21 protein-coding genes are annotated in these 17,177 nt (G+C 58.4%); 15 read left to right on the top strand and 6 right to left on the bottom strand.

The features are described from left to right. Nucleotide 1 precedes the first annotated feature (1 nt). The 3 genes from JXQ78_RS11390 to trpG are packed head-to-tail and all read left to right on the top strand — an operon-like array spanning nt 2 to nt 2,789. On the top strand, nt 2–631 hold the full coding sequence (locus JXQ78_RS11390) for a phosphoribosylanthranilate isomerase (RefSeq protein WP_330630887.1): 630 nt from the start codon (nt 2–4) through the stop codon (nt 629–631). Continuing rightward, nucleotides 628–2,199 carry an anthranilate synthase component I gene (gene trpE, locus JXQ78_RS11385; protein WP_330630886.1) on the top strand — a complete coding sequence of 524 codons (1,572 nt, stop codon included), beginning with the start codon at nt 628–630 and terminating at the stop codon, nt 2,197–2,199. The genes JXQ78_RS11390 and trpE overlap by 4 nt, the downstream gene beginning before the upstream one ends. Then, a complete protein-coding gene (trpG, locus tag JXQ78_RS11380; protein ID WP_330630885.1) occupies nt 2,196–2,789 on the top strand; it encodes an anthranilate synthase component II in 594 nt (197 codons plus the stop codon). The genes trpE and trpG overlap by 4 nt, the downstream gene beginning before the upstream one ends. On the opposite strand, the gene JXQ78_RS11375 is transcribed toward trpG, so the two are convergent. Then, complete coding sequence (locus tag JXQ78_RS11375; protein WP_330630884.1) at nt 2,786–2,992, bottom strand: DUF7835 family putative zinc beta-ribbon protein; 207 nt, start codon at nt 2,990–2,992, stop codon at nt 2,786–2,788. The genes trpG and JXQ78_RS11375 overlap by 4 nt on opposite strands. A 245-nt stretch (nt 2,993–3,237) precedes the next feature. On the opposite strand from JXQ78_RS11375, the gene JXQ78_RS11370 reads away from it, so the two are divergent. Next, on the top strand, nt 3,238–3,771 hold the full coding sequence (locus JXQ78_RS11370) for an HIT family protein (RefSeq protein WP_330630883.1): 534 nt from the start codon (nt 3,238–3,240) through the stop codon (nt 3,769–3,771). A gap of 24 nt (nt 3,772–3,795) precedes the next feature. Further along, complete coding sequence (locus tag JXQ78_RS11365; RefSeq protein ID WP_330630882.1) at nt 3,796–4,686, top strand: cation diffusion facilitator family transporter; 891 nt, start codon at nt 3,796–3,798, stop codon at nt 4,684–4,686. Here JXQ78_RS11365 and JXQ78_RS11360 read toward each other — a convergent pair. Then, entirely contained in the window at nt 4,683–5,933 is a 1,251-nt protein-coding gene (locus JXQ78_RS11360) for a tRNA (N(6)-L-threonylcarbamoyladenosine(37)-C(2))-methylthiotransferase (RefSeq protein WP_330630881.1), read from the bottom strand. The two genes, JXQ78_RS11365 and JXQ78_RS11360, sit on opposite strands and share 4 nt — an antisense overlap. Nucleotides 5,934–6,048: 115 nt before the next feature. Here JXQ78_RS11360 and JXQ78_RS11355 point away from each other — a divergent pair, with 115 nt between their 5' ends. The 6 genes from JXQ78_RS11355 (at nt 6,049) to JXQ78_RS11330 (ending at nt 10,306) form a co-directional block, all read left to right on the top strand. Next, nucleotides 6,049–6,222 (top strand): DUF7838 family putative zinc beta-ribbon protein, encoded by a 174-nt coding sequence (locus JXQ78_RS11355; protein WP_330630880.1) that lies wholly within the window; start codon nt 6,049–6,051, stop codon nt 6,220–6,222. A 204-nt stretch (nt 6,223–6,426) separates the two neighbouring features. Continuing rightward, nucleotides 6,427–6,585, top strand: a complete 159-nt coding sequence (locus JXQ78_RS11350) for a DUF7331 family protein (protein WP_330630879.1) — start codon at nt 6,427–6,429, stop codon at nt 6,583–6,585. 42 nt (nt 6,586–6,627) lie between these two features. Beyond that, on the top strand, nt 6,628–8,022 hold the full coding sequence (locus JXQ78_RS11345) for a dihydrolipoyl dehydrogenase family protein (protein WP_330630878.1): 1,395 nt from the start codon (nt 6,628–6,630) through the stop codon (nt 8,020–8,022). A gap of 71 nt (nt 8,023–8,093) precedes the next feature. Beyond that, the gene (gene dacZ / locus JXQ78_RS11340) at nt 8,094–8,906 is read left to right on the top strand and encodes a diadenylate cyclase DacZ (RefSeq protein ID WP_330630877.1); all 813 of its coding nucleotides are present in this window, start codon (nt 8,094–8,096) and stop codon (nt 8,904–8,906) included. Then, on the top strand, nt 8,906–9,691 hold the full coding sequence (locus tag JXQ78_RS11335; protein ID WP_330630876.1) for a mechanosensitive ion channel domain-containing protein: 786 nt from the start codon (nt 8,906–8,908) through the stop codon (nt 9,689–9,691). The genes dacZ and JXQ78_RS11335 overlap by 1 nt, the downstream gene beginning before the upstream one ends. A gap of 120 nt (nt 9,692–9,811) precedes the next feature. After that, a complete protein-coding gene (locus JXQ78_RS11330) occupies nt 9,812–10,306 on the top strand; it encodes a DedA family protein (RefSeq protein ID WP_330630875.1) in 495 nt (164 codons plus the stop codon). On the opposite strand, the gene JXQ78_RS11325 is transcribed toward JXQ78_RS11330, so the two are convergent. Both JXQ78_RS11325 and purD read right to left on the bottom strand, forming a co-directional pair. Further along, nucleotides 10,303–10,812: an acyltransferase gene (locus JXQ78_RS11325; protein WP_330630874.1), complete on the bottom strand. Its 510-nt coding sequence runs from the start codon at nt 10,810–10,812 to the stop codon at nt 10,303–10,305. The two genes, JXQ78_RS11330 and JXQ78_RS11325, sit on opposite strands and share 4 nt — an antisense overlap. Nucleotides 10,813–10,816: 4 nt before the next feature. Beyond that, nucleotides 10,817–12,106, bottom strand: coding sequence for a phosphoribosylamine--glycine ligase (gene purD, locus JXQ78_RS11320; protein ID WP_330630873.1), 1,290 nt, complete (start codon nt 12,104–12,106; stop codon nt 10,817–10,819). A gap of 110 nt (nt 12,107–12,216) precedes the next feature. On the opposite strand from purD, the gene JXQ78_RS11315 reads away from it, so the two are divergent. After that, nucleotides 12,217–12,870 carry a hypothetical protein gene (locus JXQ78_RS11315; protein ID WP_330630872.1) on the top strand — a complete coding sequence of 218 codons (654 nt, stop codon included), beginning with the start codon at nt 12,217–12,219 and terminating at the stop codon, nt 12,868–12,870. Between the two features lie 38 nt (nt 12,871–12,908). Further along, nucleotides 12,909–14,999, top strand: coding sequence for a thioredoxin domain-containing protein (locus JXQ78_RS11310; protein ID WP_330630871.1), 2,091 nt, complete (start codon nt 12,909–12,911; stop codon nt 14,997–14,999). A 2-nt stretch (nt 15,000–15,001) separates the two neighbouring features. Here JXQ78_RS11310 and JXQ78_RS11305 read toward each other — a convergent pair whose 3' ends face one another. Further along, on the bottom strand, nt 15,002–15,358 hold the full coding sequence (locus JXQ78_RS11305) for a thioredoxin family protein (RefSeq protein ID WP_330630870.1): 357 nt from the start codon (nt 15,356–15,358) through the stop codon (nt 15,002–15,004). Between the two features lie 92 nt (nt 15,359–15,450). On the opposite strand from JXQ78_RS11305, the gene JXQ78_RS11300 reads away from it, so the two are divergent. Both JXQ78_RS11300 and JXQ78_RS11295 read left to right on the top strand, forming a co-directional pair. Beyond that, nucleotides 15,451–15,717, top strand: coding sequence for a hypothetical protein (locus tag JXQ78_RS11300; RefSeq protein ID WP_330630869.1), 267 nt, complete (start codon nt 15,451–15,453; stop codon nt 15,715–15,717). A gap of 51 nt (nt 15,718–15,768) precedes the next feature. Next, nucleotides 15,769–16,677, top strand: coding sequence for a PLP-dependent cysteine synthase family protein (locus JXQ78_RS11295; protein WP_330630868.1), 909 nt, complete (start codon nt 15,769–15,771; stop codon nt 16,675–16,677). On the opposite strand, the gene JXQ78_RS11290 is transcribed toward JXQ78_RS11295, so the two are convergent. Continuing rightward, entirely contained in the window at nt 16,678–17,136 is a 459-nt protein-coding gene (locus JXQ78_RS11290) for a GNAT family N-acetyltransferase (RefSeq protein WP_330630867.1), read from the bottom strand. It abuts the gene before it with no gap. Nucleotides 17,137–17,177: the final 41 nt, after the last annotated feature.

Below are 17,177 nucleotides of genomic sequence, written 5' to 3'. Positions count from 1 at the left end.
AGTGCGTACGAAAATCTGTGGAATAACCACCAGAGACGACCTGGAGCTCGCCGTTGAGGCCGGTGCGGACGCGATCGGGCTGCTGGTGGACGTGCCAGTCGAGACGCCACGCGAGATCGACTGTGTCACCGCACGGTCGTTGGTAGATGCGACGCCCCCCTTCGTCTCGACCGTGCTGGTTACTATGGCCGACACCGTTGGGAACGCCCGCACGCTCATCAAACGCGTTGGGGCTGATGCAATCCAGATCCACGGACTGGAATCCACGGCTGTGAGAGAGTTGCACGAGAAAGCCGAGGCTGACGTACTTGCAGCAGTTGCTCCCAGCAGAGCAATCGAGTACGATGGCTGCTGCGATGGACTGCTCGTTGACTCGCTGGACGACGCAGGTGCTGGTGGAACGGGAACGACCCATGACTGGGACCAAACGCGTGCGTGTGTGGCCGAAACGACCACTCCGGTGATCGTCGCCGGAGGACTGACCCCAGAGAACGTGGCGGACGCAATCGAACAAACTCAACCGTACGGTGTCGATGTCGCGAGCGGCGTCGAACAGACCGGCGGACGAAAAAGTTCCAACGCAGTGACCGCGTTCATCAGGGCCGCGCGATCGGTGGGGGTGCGTGCGTGACATCGCTTTCACTCTCACGGTCTGCATTCGTCGAACGCGCCACCGCTGACGACGAACCGGTTGTTATTCACACAACCACGTCTCTCGATACCGATTGTTCGGCTGTTGAAGCGTACACCGCGCTCAACGAGCAGGGCTCGCACGGCTTCTTGCTCGAAAGCGGGGAGAAAATCGCTTCAAGCGACCCAAATGGAGCGTTCAGCCCATCCACAGGGACCGACGACCGACACGCACGATTTTCGTTCGTCGGTACCGAGCCAGGCGCAGTCGTCACCGTCACTGGAACCGACGTGACAGTCGAACTGCTCGAAGAACGATACGCTGGGCTGCTTGACCCCGATCCACCCGGTGCGGACGTGCTTGAGCGACTCGAAGGAGTGCTTCCCGACGTGACCGTCTCAGGGCTCCCTGATAGACCACGACAGCGCCTCGACGGCGGCCTTGTCGGCGTGCTCGCCTACGAAGCAGTGTACGACATGTTCCTCTCCGAGCTCGATTACGACCGACCAGAGTGTGCACACCCCGACGCACAGTTCGTGCTCTGTGACACCACGGTCGTGTTCGATCACCTGACTGACGAGGTTGAACTCGTGTTCACGCCACTGCTCCACCCCGAAGACAACGCAGCTGCAGTGTTTGACGAACTCCAGGAGCGAGCGAGCGAGATTGGATCGACGCTCGAGTCGTCGCCCTCACTCCCAGATGGGAGCTGTGACCTTTCACAGCTGGATGTGGGCGAACAGTCCATCTACGAATCAGCCGTCGAAACCGCCAAACAGCACGTGCTCGACGGCGATATCTATCAGGGCGTGATCTCTCGAACCAGACAGCTCACCGGCGATATCGATCCGCTCACCCTGTACACTACGCTCCGATCGATCAACCCCTCACCGTACATGTATCTGCTGGACCATGGAGACAGCACGATCGTTGGAGCAAGCCCGGAAACGCTGGTCTCGGTTCATGATTCGACTGTCTCGATCTATCCACTGGCGGGAACGTGCAAACGAGGAGACAGCCCCGTCGAAGATCGAAAGCTGGCCGGCGAGATGCTTGCAGACGACAAAGAGCGAGCAGAACACACGATGCTCGTCGATCTTGCGCGAAACGATGTCCGACGGGTGAGCCAGTCCGGCAGCGTGGCTGTCGAGGAGTTCATGAACGTATTCAAATACAGCCACGTACAGCACATTGAAAGCACGGTGACGGGGACAATGCAAGCGGATGCGACGGCGTTCGATGCGACACGGGCTGCGTTTCCAGCCGGAACGCTGACCGGCGCGCCGAAAATTCGAGCGATGGAGATCATCGACGAGCTCGAACCGGAACCACGAGGGGTCTACGCAGGTGGACTTGGGTATTTCTCGTGGAACGGTGACGCAGAGCTGGCGATCGTCATCCGAACCGCCCAGCTCACGCATCAGCCGGATGGCACCGACAGAGTGACGATTCAGGCCGGCGCGGGAATCGTTGCTGACAGCGATCCAGTCGCTGAATACGCGGAAACGGAACAGAAAATGGATGCCGTGCTCACCGCACTCGAAACGATCGACGGGTCCGAACCATGAGGGACGAACCAACGATCTGTGTGATCGATAATTTCGATTCGTTCACGTACAATCTCGTGGAGTACTGCAGCGAGCACGCCGACGTCGCGGTCGTTCGGAACACGACATCACTCGAGCAACTCCGATCAATCGATCCGGACGGTATCGTGATCAGTCCTGGACCGGGACATCCGAAAAACGAGCGCGATGTCGGTGTGACGATTCCCGTGCTTGAGGAACTGAGTCCAACAGTGCCAACGCTTGGAATCTGTCTCGGTCTCGAAGCCGCAGTGTACGCCTACGGAGGATCGATCGATCACGCACCCGCTCCGGTCCATGGCAAATCCGCCCAGATAGACCACGATAGCAAGGGCGTCTTCGATGGGCTCGAATCGCCGATCCGTGGTGGACGCTATCACTCACTCGTCGCCAGCTCCGTCCCGGACTGTTTCGATGTGAGCGCAACGACGGCTGCGGAAATCAACGACACTGAGCTGGTGATGGGTGTCCGTCACGAAACGTATCCGCTGGCAGGCGTCCAGTTTCACCCAGAAAGCGTTCTCTCAAGTGGCGGTCATCAGTTGATCAGAAACTTCTTGACTCGACTCTAGGCGTTGTTCATCCGAAGCGACGTTTCAGAACCACAGATCTGACAGACGCTCACCCGATAGGGCTCACGAGAGAACTGGGCGTTCTCCTGTTTCGAACTCTCGGTGAGAATCGTCACCGAAACGTCGTGTGGAGTCGATCGCCCACAGTCACCACAGAGTTCGTGGATATCTGCGTGTTTGGCGTGCTGCTTGGAGGCTTTCATCAACGCTTGCTACCCTGCAGCAGAGTATAAAAACCCACTTCCGTTAGCGGTCGTTTACGCCGAAATTCGCCATACGTGAGTCGATTTTCTACATAACGGCTCGAGAACGATTCAAAGCGTTTAGAACCGTTTCTCAGTCCGTTTCATCCGTAAACAGTTGCAGATCGCCCAATATATTTAAATAAACGAACGTGGCACCGTCAGGCCAACGCGCTTAGTAGCAGCGCCCTCGAAATGCCAATCACATGGATCAGGTGTTCGCCCCGTGGCGTATCGAGTGGGTCGAGCGAGAGAAGACGGAGAACGGCGGCTGTGTGTTCTGTTCGTTTGATGAGGACGATACTGACCGAGAGAACCGGGTTGTTGCACGGAGTGAGAACGCCTACGTGTTGCTCAACAATTATCCATACAGCCCTGGCCATCTGATGGTAATTCCCGGAGAGCACACTGGGTCGCTGCCAGATGTCTCGGAAGCTGTATTGCTTGAGCAGGCACTGCTTCAACAGCGGTCGGTTCGGGCACTCAATCGAGCGTTTGATCCCGACGGCTTCAACACGGGGCGAAATCTCGGGACCGGTGCAGGCGGGTCGATCGGTGATCATCTCCACACCCACGTCGTTCCCCGGTGGGAGGGTGATACGAACTTCATGCCGGTGATTGGTGAGACGAAAGTGATCGTCGAAGCGCTCTCTGAAACGTATGATCGACTGCACGCTGCCTTTCTGACACAGGATGGTGCAAGACAGTCGGACTCCGGCGCGGTCACACTAACGTTGTAACCCGATGAATCAGACCAGAAACCGATGAACAGGGCCGCCGCCCTGCGTCGCGTCGGACTGATGGTGTTGGCGGTGAATCTCGTGCTGGCGCTGGCAAAAGGTGGTGTCTATCTCGCCACGGGGTCGATCGCTGTGGGCTCGGAAGCGGTCAACAGCGTCGCCGATGCCGTCTACAGCATCGTGGTCGTCGGGGGGCTGTACGTGACAACCCAGCCACCGGACTTCGACCATCCCCACGGCCACGAGCGAATCGAACCGTTCGTCTCGCTGTTCGTTGCGATCGGCATCATCGGAGCAGGCCTTGCCGTATTGGCCAACGCGATCCGATCGATCCTCGAGGGACACGCCGCAGTCGGTGGCACCGCAGCGATCGGAGTGCTGGGTGGTGCAGCAATCATCAAATTTCTGTTGTATCGATACTGTCTCCGGATGAGCAAGACCTACCACTCACCGGCAATCGAGGCCACCGCACTCGACAATCGTGCTGACGTGTTGACCGCCGGGGCGGCACTGGTTGGTGTCATCGGTGGTGTTGCCGGCTATCCATTTCTCGATCCGATCGCTGGGGGGCTCGTCTCCATCGGCATCATCTACACCGGGCTGGAGATCGTGATCGACAACTTCGGCTATCTGGTTGGTGGCGCTCCCCCAGAGGACCTCCAGGCGGAGATCGTTGAGCGAGCACTTTCCCACCCTGATGTAAACGGCGTTCACGACGTGGTTCCTCATTATGTCGGTCCCGAAATCGACGTGAGCCTCCACCTCGAAATAGAAGGCGAGCGCTCGCTGTTCGATGCGCACGAAATTGAAACCGATGTCGTCACGTCGATCCGGGAAATCCCCGAAATCGACGACGTGTTCGTTCATCTCGATCCGAAAGAGCTCGGCGAGTGGAAAGACGAACAGGAGTCCTAGACCGGTTCGCCAAAGCAGTACACGCGCTCTGCACCCGTGATTTCGACGGTGCAGAACTCTCCAGGCTCAATTCCGTGATCGCTGGCGTTCGTGATGATCACCTGTCGATAGGCCTCGTCGTAGCATTTGACCGAATCGCCGGTGCCCGGTTCGACGACGAGTACCTCGTGGGTTTCTCCCACCATCGACTCGTAGGCACCGCTGACGATGCCCATTTTCTTCTCGACCATCTCCTTTGAGCGCTCTTTTTTGATGGTCCCACCGAGCCCATTGAGGTCGGCGGCGTCCGTCCCGGGACGTTTCGAAAACCGGGTGACGTTGATCTTCTCGGGGTGCGTTTCACCCATGAGCGCAAGGCTCTGTCTGAAATCAGCGTCGGTTTCACTCGGAAAGCCGACGATGAAATCCGTCGAGAGCGTCCAGTACTCGAGCATATCGTCGAACGTTTCGACCACTTCGAGAAACTCCTCGACCTGGTGCTGGCGGCGCATATCGCCGAGCACGTCGTTCGATCCCGACTGCACTGGCGCGTGGATGAAGTTGTACAACTTCTCGTTTTCGGCGAACACGGTCGCCAGTTCCTCGCGAATACCGTGGAGACCCTTGGGATTGGCCATCCCGACACGGACCCTGAACTCGCCCTCGATCGCACAGATTTCCTCTAGCAGCCGGTGGAGTGATCGCTCGCCGGTGTCCCAGCCGTAAACGCCGGTGTCCTGGCCAGTAATTCTGAGCTCTTTCGCCCCGGCATGAACCAGAGCGCGGGCCTTTTCGACGTTTTCCTCGATCGGGGGGCTGTCGATCTTTCCAGTCGCGTGCTTGGTGATGCAGTACGAACAGTCGCTCATACAGCCACGAGCGATGGGAAGAATACCGATTACACCATCGAGCACGGGCTCGGTGTCGGGCGTCGTCGTCGGACACTCACCGTTACGGATCGCCTCGGGAACCACATCCCAGTGAAGCACGTCCGCATTGAGATCTGCCGATTCGAACAGTTCTCCCTGTGCAAGCGCCATACAGCCCGTGACGACCAGATCAGCGGATTTGTCCGACAGCTCTTTGGCCCGCGAAAGCATGTTCCGCTCGGTCTTCTCGACGACGGTACACGTGTTGAGAATCGAAACGTCGGCGTCGTCCGGACCGTCAGCCGGACGGTGACCGCCGTCTCTGAGCATGCGCTCGATCTGGCGGCTCTCACCCCGGTTAGCCGTACAGCCGTACGTCTCGATGTGATAGCGGGCCATCGATAACGTACCAACGACCCGAATCAGGAAAAACACGACGCTTCAGTGACGGACGCTCGAGATCCAGTTGCACCCCCTTCAAAACAGTAAAGTGACAGGCAAGCCAACCCGGGGTATGAGCCTGGAAATCGAACATACCTGCCCCGAGTGCGCCAGCGTAACCACGTTCTACCGGACTGCGAGCACGCTCGTACAACTGGGCGAAAAAACGAAATGGTCGTGCACCGACTGTGACTATGGCTTCGTCAAGATCGGTGAGATCGAATCGGACGCAGGCATTTCTGCCTAGCGCGCTCCAATTGATTCTGGACGATCGGCGAAGAAAGTAGTTCCCAGTTTGTTTTCGTTGTATTTTCGATTGCTACGATTACTGTTAACTTGTGTAATGTTATCAATTAACATTATACCCCCATTAACCTTCCGGATACTGAAAGTTTATATTATCTTGTGGTATACTATGACATGGAATCAATCCGGCCGGCACGACAGGAAAATGAGCACACGATCATTTGACAGCCCGAACGACGGAGGTCCCGACAGCGAGTGTATCGTCCTCGAACTCGAGGAGGGTGACGTAGTGATCTACGATCCAGCCAATCACCGCGCGTGGGTGCAGTCCGACGCGTCCGTGGAGATCCGTTCTCAGGTGTGACCCACAGAAAAACCTAAGCGGTTGGCAGTTCCTCTGCTTTTCGTGACGCACGTACTCGTCGTTGGAGCGTACGGCAGCGCTGGCGTTGTTGTGGCACAGACGCTGGCCGATGCAGGCTATGATCTCACGCTTATCGATGACGGCGATCCCGGCGGTGGACTCTGTATTCTCCGTGGGTGTATGCCCTCCAAGGAACTGCTCTCTGCCGGTGCCCATCAGTTTCAGGTAACAGATGACCACAGACTGACCGGGCGGTCGCCGGATGTCGACCTGGAGGCGACCGTCGCAACGAAAGACGAGCATATCCACTCGTTTGCTGCCCATCGCAGATCGACGATCGAGGAGCTCACAGAACGGCCAAACGTTTCGTTCATTCACGACACGGCTCGCTTCATCGACGACCGGACCGTTCGAGTTGATGATACGGAGATTAGTGCCGACTACGCGGTGGTTGCCACCGGATCGACCCCGAATATTCCGGACCTTCCCGGGATCGATTCGGTTCCCTACCGAACGAGTGCCGACGTGCTCGATAGCACGTCATTCGGAGCGTCAGCGATTGTGATGGGCTTTGGCTTCGTGGGGATCGAACTCGCAGCGTATCTGGCGACGGCCGCGGAGATGGACGTTACCGTGATCGAACACGACGACCGTCCACTGGACGCGTTCGATCCGGAGTTTGGCGAGGAGTTACTCGACATCTACCGTGAGCAGTTCGATATCGAGATTCTGACGAACACGACCGAACAATCTGTCGAACGAGACGGCGATGGAGTTGCGGTGACGATCGCTGACGACGACGGCGAGCGCGATATCCGCGCGGCGGAGCTGTTCGTTTTTACCGGACGACGACCAGCACTCTCTGGGCTCGGCCTCGAAACGACCGAGGTCGATCCCATCGGAGAGTGGGTGAAACCCACAATGCAGGCCCGAGATGACGATCGGACGTTCATCATCGGGGACGCCAACAACCGGGAGCCGATTCTCCACGTGGCCAAAGAACAAGGAGCAATTGCCGCCGAAAACATCCAGCGGATCGACCGTGGGGAGACGCCACTACCGTACGAAAACACCACCCATCTCGTCGTGTTCGCCGGCGTCGGCGTCTACCCGGCGGTTCGCGTCGGGCACACGGAACGGTCGGCGACGGCCGCCGGAATCGATCACCACACGGTTGATCGCGACGCAAGCGATGACGGCGTGTTCAAAACGAAAGCCGTTCCTTTGGGATATGCTCGGCTCATCGTGGGCACTGACGGCACCGTCCTCGGCTATCAGGGACTCCACTACCACGCAGACGTGATGGCAAAAACGATGCAGGTGATCATCGAGATGGAGTTAGACTGCCGTGAGATTCCTGATCGGGCGTATCACCCCACGACCCCAGAACTGCTCGATGGCCTGCTTCGGGAGGCAACGGCAGCGCTCTCCAAATGAGCAGTGGGGCTTGCTATTGACGGCCGGAAAGGTTTTCCTGTGTCGGGCCTCCAACAACAGTAGAGAATAGTATGTCTGGAGTGGGGGGGATCGTGGCGGATCTTGTCGCCGATGTCGATGCGTTGTTCGTGTTCTCCCCGAGCGGGGCGAACTTCGAGGAGATTCGTGCCACCGTTGACGTGCCGGTTGTCGTTGTGGACACCGAGAACGCTGTTGGTGCCGAGTTGTTCATTGAGCTTCCACTGCAGTTTACGGATGTCAGAGAGCAGATCAGGTTCGCACTGGAAGGCGGTATTGACCAGGAACTCATCGACACCGGAACGATGGTGCTCTGTGCACTGCGCCTGTTCGACGATGGACTGGATTCGTTTACGCGCGTCCGTGCGGGCGAATTCTCTCAGACCGGGATTTACGATCTGTTCGTCAATTCGCGGGCCGAACCGTCCGTGATTCGGGCCGTCCTCGAAGTCGTGATCGGACTCGGCAAGAAAGGCCAGAAAGGAAAGCCGGTGGGAGCGTTGTTCGTTGTTGGCGACGCGGGCAAGGTGATGAACAAATCTCGCTCGCTTTCGTACAATCCATTCGAAAAATCACACGTCCACGTCGGAGATCCGATCGTTGACGTGATGCTCAAAGAGTTTTCCCGCCTGGACGGCGCGTTCGTGATCTCCGATTCTGGCAAGATCGTCTCGGCATACCGGTATCTCGAACCGGCGACAGAAGGGGTGGACATTCCCAAGGGACTCGGAACGAGACACATGGCTGCTGGTGCGATCACGAGAGAGACCAACTCAATAGCAATCGTCTTATCGGAAAGCGATGGGCTTGTGCGCGCATTTTCAGGCGGTGAACTTATATTCGAACTCGATCCGGAGGCGTACTGATGATGACAGCGATTCAACGAATACTGCACCAGTTTTGGACGGAGATATCGAGTTCGCTCGTTCCGTTGATGGTGTTCGTGACGGGCGTGTTTGTTGCGATCATCCTCGGACGGCTATCGAAACGACTGTTTATGGCGGCCGGAATACCCGACAGTGTTGAGGGAACGACGTTTGAGCGGACGGTCAACCGGCTCGGAACGTCAACGACGGGAATTCTGTCGTGGATGGTGACGTTGTTCGTGCTGGCGCTTGCCGTCGGCTTGACGCTCTCGATTGGGGGGCTGCTCGGGACGAGTTACTACGCAGAGCTGCTTCGAGGCTATCTGTTACGGGTGTTCGTCGCGGCACTTGTGATCATCGTTGGGCTGATTCTGGGCGATAAGGTACAGGTCGAAGTACAAAACTGGTTGCAGGATATCAAGCTCACTGAAGTTTCACTGATCCCACCCGCCGCGAAATATTCCATCCTGTTCGTTGCGACGCTGGTCGCACTCGAAGAGCTCCGGATCGAGACTCTGCCATTGATGATCGTCCTTGGTGGGTACATCCTGGGACTGATCGTCTTTGGAGCAATTGCATTCAAAGATCTGTTGGCGGCTGCTGCGGCCGGCATATATCTCATATTCTTACAACCCTACACGATCGGTGATACGATCACCGTCGATGAGAAAAGCGGGATCGTCCAGGAGGTGGATCTGTTCACCACATACATCGAGAGCGAGGGTGAGGAGTTCATTTTGCCGAATCACATCGTGATGCGCGATGGAATTATGCGAGATCGCTAGGAACTGCCGACCCGGCCGTCTTTGTTCGGGCACGATCTCGATTACAATAGCCAGCAGCCGGCGTCCAAGAGAAGATAGCTGGCGAGCAGTGATATACGCACGTTGGTAGTATCATCATTTGTGACTGGGATCGTCGCAACAGCACTCATTGGATTTCTCCACCAGTATGGATTTCTTGCGCTGTTCGTCTACACGGTCCTCGAAGCTTCGTTTCTGCTCCATTTTGCCCCCGTGGAGTTCGTCGTTCCGGTCGCTGCGGTCGTTCTCGTCCACGATCCCATATCATTCGTTCTGTTCGTCGGAGACACCACACTTGGTACCGTGATTGGCAGCGTTGGCGTGTATGCCGTCACAGACCGGTTTGATGAGGAGCTTACAGCACGGCTTGGTCCATCGAACCGGTTCGAGAGAACCATTGGTAGTTGGACTCGCGACTGGTTCGATCGGTTCGGCGAGAAATCAGTACTGGTGGGCCGCTGTATACCAGTCGTTCGCGTGCTCATTTCGATGCCAGCTGGGATGGCTCACATGGACCGCTGGCGGTATATTATCTACTCAACGGTCGGAACGAGCGTGTTCATGACTGCGCTGGTGTCGCTTTCGCTGCTGGCCTAGCGCTGGAGTTGTTCTGTAGCCGGCACACCAGCGACGGTCGTTTCGGGTGGAACGTCGTGTGCGACGAGCGAGTTCGCGGCAACCTGTGCACCGGCACCAACGGTGACCCCCGGGAGAACGATCGCACCGGCACCAACCATCGCATTCTCCTCGATAACCACCGCACCGGTCCGATACTCGTCCTGAAGAAACTCGTGACAGAGCAGGGTCGCATCGTACCCAATGATGGCGTTCGATTCGACGGTGACCAGCTCCGGCCAGAACACGTCTGGCGTCGACTCGAGTCCCCACGAGACACCAGTACCGACAGTGACGCCGATTCGACGCAGCAGCCAATTTTTCAGGCGGAGGCTCGGAGAGATTCGCGCCAGCACGATGACAACGTAGTTGATGACAATCCTGAGCGGGTGTTTTGCGTCTGTCCAGTACCACAGCGAGTTTTTCGACCCAGGCGTCTGGTGTCGGTCGAGTTCGGTGTGTCGTGAGGGGCCACCGTCGGTCTGCATACGTTCACTGACGAAGCGACGCCATATGATCGATCCGGCGCTGGATGAGCGACTCGGTGCCAATGTCGTGGCGAACCGACAGGCCCTCCTCACCAGCAACGGCCAGTGCGTCTTCGGCGATCGATTCGGCCCCAGCAATCGAATCGGCACAGCCGACAACCGCGAACGATCGAGAGGTGGTAGTGTAGATGGCGTCCTCGCGTTCGTCGACGCTGGCGTAGAACAACAGCGCCTCGCCCGCACTCTCCGCGTCGATCTCTACGCGTGCACCGGCGTTCGGATCGGTTGGGTAGCCCTCGGGAACCGCGTACTTACACACCGTGGCCTGGGAGTCGAACGCGAGCTCTGGCAGGGGTTCACCGTCACGGGCTGCCGTGAGCACGTCGACGAACGGAGTTTCGAGCACCGGAAGCGTGTTCATCGCCTCGGGATCGCCAAATCTGGCGTTGAACTCGACAACGGAAACACCCTCTGCCGTCAGCATGAACTGCCCATAGAGCGCCCCTTTATAGCCATCGAGCGCTTCGACGACCGATTCGATGATCGAAACGGCCTGGGCGTACTCCGTTGGCTCCATGAACGGGAGGGTGTCCTCGCTGTCGGCGTAGCTTCCCATGCCGCCAGTGTTCGGACCCTCATCGCCCTCGTATGCTCGTTTGTGGTCCTGAACGGCCGGTGAGACGCGGAACTCGCCGTTGGCAACAAGCGCTTGAACGGTGAACTCCTCGCCGATCAGGCGCTCTTCAAGCACGACGCGGTCGTACGTTTCCGATTGGAGATAGTCGATCGCTTCGGATTTCGTGATCTGATCGCCAGTGACGCGGACACCTTTCCCGCCCGTAAGTCCGGCAGGTTTGATGGCGAGATCGCCGTCGTACTCCTCGATATACGCACAGGCGGCGTCCATGTCGTCGAACGTCTCGAAATCCGGACAGCCCGGAATGTCGTTTTCGGCCATGAACGTCCGCTGGAACGATTTGTCCGTTTCGATGCGGGCCTGGGCCTGCTGTGGACCGAAGGCGTAGATTCCAGCCGCATCGAGCGCATCGGCGACACCAGCCGCCAGCGGTGCCTCCGGACCGATTACTGCCAGCGTGGCGTCAACCGAGCGGGCGTACTCAACGACAGCCTCCGAGTCGGTTTCATCGAGTTGCTCAAAGCCATCAGCGAGTGCCGTGATTCCAGGGTTGCGGTTCGACGCACAGGCATACAGCGCAACGTCCGATTCGGCGATCGAACGCGCAAGCGCGTGCTCGCGACCACCACCACCGATGAGTACCACCGTCTCGTTCATGCGCGAGAAACCGCGCCACGCAGACGTAAGCGTTGTCGTTCGATCTGCACAACCGGTCGAACGATCCCTGCGGGCAAGCGTTTATATCCGAGTGCAAAATACGCTGGAGTATGTCCCTCCCCGATGGTGATTCTCCCCTCAGCTGGCTATTCGCGGCCATCCTGGTCACAGGATTGCTCGCGGCTGATCAAGACACCACGGTGCTATCAGCAACCGTCGCGACTGCGCCAGTGGTTGGTGCTGGAATTGGTAGCTATCTCGGCACCCACTACGATCTTCCGGACGGCTCAAACAGCCTTCTGGCGGGGGGCTCGCTGCTGGTGGTTGGCTGCTATGGCTGGATTGCCGGTGTCGATCCGCTGGCCGGAAAGCTGCTCGTGATCGCTGGGAGCTGGTTCGTGCTTGATGGAGCGACGACCGTTCGATATGAATCACAAACGAGCCCACCAGCCGTGTTTGCAGATCTCGACGACGAGGATCCGCGCGCGGCAATGGATCAGATCAACTCGATTGGGGCAATCTATCGTGGGCTCCGAGCGGTCACCCAGCCCAAAACGATCGACCAGCTGGCCAACGCACACGACATGAACCCCGAACGGATGAAAGCAGCCGTTGACTATCTCGAATCGACGGGAAAGCTCGAACGGATCGGAAACGGCTACGTCGCGGTTGAGCCCCGCTGGGGGCAGTTTACTCCGTTCGTTTCGTTCGCAAGCTGGCTCCCCCGTCGACTCGCAAAGCCCATCACGAGAGCCGTCGCCTGAGCCTGCCACTTACAATCGGGCTGTTCGTAGGGTCAGGTATGACCGATCCGACCAGTCGCAACCGCCTCACAAATGCGCCGAGTCCGTATCTCACTCAGCACGCTGACAACCCGGTCAACTGGCAGCCGTGGGACGACGCCGCGCTGGAAGCCGCCCGCGACCGAGACGTACCGATCTTTCTGTCGATCGGCTATGCCGCCTGTCACTGGTGTCATGTGATGGAAGACGAGAGCTTCCAGGATGAGGCAATCGCGGCCACATTGAACGAGCAGTTCGTGCCGATCAAAGTGGATCGCGAACAGCGACCCGATCTCGACAGTTTGTATCAGACGATCTGTCAGCTCGTCACCGGTGGTGGGGGCTGGCCGCTGTCCGTCTGGCTGACCCCGGCAGGCAAACCGTTCTACGTTGGGACGTATTTCCCCCCGGAACCACGCGGACAGATTCCGGCGTTCGGAACGCTCCTGGAGAATGTAGCCGAATCGTGGGCCGACCCCGACCAGCGCGAGCAGATGGAACAACGTGCAGAGCAGTGGAGCGACGCCATCGAGGATGAGCTATCCCCGGTCCCCGACCAGCCTGATCACTCACCCAGCGATGACATCCTCGAATCGGCCGCAGAGCGCGCGCTCTCGAGTGTCGATGAGCAGTTCGGCGGGTTCGGAACGGGACAGAAATTCCCACAGACTGGCCGCATTCAGGCACTCATTCGTGCGGCGGACACCACAGGCCGTGATGCGTACGGGGTGGCTGCCATCGACACACTGGATGCGATCTGTTCTGGCGGACTGTTCGATCACGTCGGTGGTGGATTTCACCGCTACACCACGGATCGTGAGTGGACCGTTCCGCACTTCGAGAAGATGCTGTACGACAACGCCGAACTCACGCGCGCACTGCTAGCTGGCTATCAGTACAGCAATACTGAGCGGTTCCGCCGGGCAGCAAACCGAACGATTGAGTTCGTCGACCGAGAGCTCTCTCATCCAGATGGTGGCTTTTTCGCCACGCTCGACGCACAGAGCGAGGGCACAGAAGGGGCGTTCTACGTCTGGACACCCGAAGCAATCCACGATGCCGTCGACAACGACACCGCCGGGACGCTGTTCTGTGACCGCTATGGCGTCACCGAAGCGGGGAATTTCGAGAACCACACCACCGTGTTGACGATCGATACCTCGATCGAGGAACTTGCCAAGAGCCACGACCTGGACGAATCGACTGTCGAGACGCATCTCAGAGCCGCCAGGAAAGCGTTGTTCGAACGGCGAAGTACGCGCGAACGGCCGTCCCGAGACGAGAAAGTGATCGCTGGCTGGAACGGCCTCATGTGCCGGGCCATAGCCGAGGCCACAATCGTCTCTCAGAACGACTCCCACGCCGAGCGGGCTATAAAAGCACTCACGTTCGTCCGCGACCGACTCTGGAGGGACGGAACGCTGTATCACGACAGCACCAACGGAACCCTTGGTGAACCTGGCTTTCTCTCGGATTATGCCTTCGTCGGTCGGGGCGCACTGGCCTGCTATGAAGCAACCGGTGAGGTTGACTGGCTGGCCCTGGCGATCGAGCTTGCAGAGGCGATCGAACGAGAGTTCTGGGACGAAACGAAACAAACGCTGTATTTCACTCCCGAATCTGGAGAGGAGTTGCTCGCCAGACCACAGGAGCTTTCAGATCAGTCGACGCCCTCAAGCACCGGCGTTGCCGTCGAGCTGTTAGGGGCACTCGATGGATTCGCCACTCACGATCGGTTCGCAGAGATCGCCGCTGGCGTGCTCGAAACACACGCAGCTGCCATCAAGAGTGATCCACTCCGACGGGTCACGCTCGCGCTCGCCATGGACGAGTACACCAGTGGTCACACAGAGCTGACAATCGTCGATCGACAGCCAGCACAGCCATCAACCGAACTCGCCGAGATGTATCTCCCACGTCGACTACTCGCACCCCGACCGCCGGAGCTTACGGGATGGCTCGACCGGCTCGGGCTCGAATCACCACCACCGCTATGGGCGAATCGAACTGACAAAGATGGAGTTCCAACGGTGTACTGTTGTCAGCAGTTCAGCTGTTCGCCGCCACAGTCGTCAGTCAGTGACGCAGTTGAGTGGTTCGAACGCAACTGAGATCAGGAAAGCTGCTCGGCGAGATACGTGGCTGCTGGAACCGATTCGGACTCGACGAATCTGGCAATCTCCTCGCCATCTCGTTCGACAACGATCGTGGGAATGTATTCGATGTCGTACTCATCAACACCAGGCCCGTTTTTCTCTCGATCGACGGCGACGTGCGTGATGCGATCGTCCTCAACGCCGGCAGCCTCAAGCGCAGCTGAAAAATCAGGCAGCTGTGATCGGCAGTCCTTACACCAGTCACCACCCCAGATCGTGTAGGTAACCTCGTCGTTTTCGGCGAGGACAGAGACGGTTGATTCGTGGGCTTCATCGTCCCAGACGGGATTCGGGGCCATCGTTTCGAGTGTCATTATCAGCAGTATGAGGTTGGTCACCTTACCGATTGTGCTACCACCAGCGCCGTATCAGGACGTTTATGCGAGGGGGCGGAGATGGCAAAGCCATGACTGAGTCGTTTGTTGTCGAACTCAAGCCATCCGTGTTTCGCGAGACGGCGTTCACGCGGTCGGATTTTGAGCTACCAGCCACAGATCCGCCTCGACGGACGTTCGAAACGCCTACAGCAGCGGATCAGTGGGCGAACGAACTGAACGAGCGCCACCAGGACATGGGCCAGCTCTCGATCCACACGCCACACCCGAACGACACCTCAGATGTGGACGCGTATCTGGTGTTCCATCCGGCACAGGGACTCTGGCATTCAGACTGAGCAACCTGTTCGTTTCGCCACGTCTATAGGATCGTACGGGTGAACTGAACTATGCACGACTCTATTCTCGACGCCATCGGATCGCCCCTCGTGGCTATCGATTTGCCATCGACGGCGACGGTGGCTGCCAAGATCGAGTCCAAAAATCCAGGTGGGAGTGCCAAAGACCGCCCAGCATTGTGGATGGTCACCAGCGCAGAGCGCGATGGCACGCTCAAGCCAGGTGATACAATCGTTGAGCCGACGAGCGGCAACACCGGGATCGGACTGGCGGTCGTTGCCGCAGCAAAGGGATACGATTGCAAAATTGTGATGCCAGCCTCGAAATCTCCCGAGCGACGCCAGCTCATGCGTGCCTACGGTGCCGACATCGAATTGGTCGACGGCGACATTTCTGACGCCCGCGAGCGTGCGGACGATCTCGAAGCCAGCGAGGGAATAGTCCAGCTCAGACAGTTCGAAAACGCAGCGAACCCAACGGCCCACTACGAAACAACTGGCGAAGAGATTCTCAAGCAGGTGGGCGATCGATCGATCGACGCCCTGGTCGCGGGCGTCGGCACTGGGGGGACGCTTTCTGGAACCGGTCGGCGACTCCGCGAAGCCTTTCCCAACCTTCAGATCGTTGCTGTCGAACCCGAAGCGAACGCCGTGCTCTCGACCGGTAACGCCGGCGAAGACACGTTCCAGGGGATGGGCCCGGGGTTCGTCAGCCCGAATCTCGACCGCGAGCTGATCGACGCAATCGAAACCGTCTCGATCGACGACGCCGAAGCCGAATGTCGCCGGCTTGCCACCGAAGAAGGCATTCTCGTTGGCCAATCGAGCGGGGGCTCAAGCGTGGCAGCCCAGCGAGTCGCGCGCCGACTCGCAGATGATATCGATGACCCCCTCGTTGTCACCGTCTTCTGGGACAGCGGCGAGCGATACATGTCGACTGGAATGTTCGAAGAACCGTAATCACACGCAGAGCGCTTTGGTCATCTCACAGACGCGGATACCATCGAGATCGACTGCTTCGACGGCTGTGTATCCTGCCTGCTCGTAGAATCCGACCGCATTGAGCGACGCCTGCAGTGAGAGTTCCTCACAGCCACAACCACGAGCGTATCCCTCGAGCTCGGCGAGCAGTGCGCTCCCAACCCCAGTTCGTGCGTGGTCTGGGTGGACATACACCGCGTGCACGGCCGATTTCTCAGGAATGAGATGCCCAAAGCCAACGATGTCGTCGTTTTTGATTGCCACGGTGAAATGCTCTGTGTTGTCGGTGACGTAATCGGACGGTGTGCGCTCGCCGGCTTTCGCCCACGCCTCAACCGTCGATTGGTCGTACGCCTCAGGGCCGAACGCTTCGACGGTAGCCGTATGAAGGGCAGGGAGCTCGGATCGATCCGCTGGGGTCGCAGGTCGAATGCGCATAGCTCGACATTCCGATTGCACCACAATGACTTCCGTGATCT

Source organism: Halocatena halophila (assembly GCA_027563145.1).
In the GTDB taxonomy this organism is placed as follows: Archaea; Halobacteriota; Halobacteria; order Halobacteriales; family Haloarculaceae; genus Halocatena; species Halocatena halophila.
This window is presented reverse-complemented; position numbering and strand designations above follow the sequence as displayed.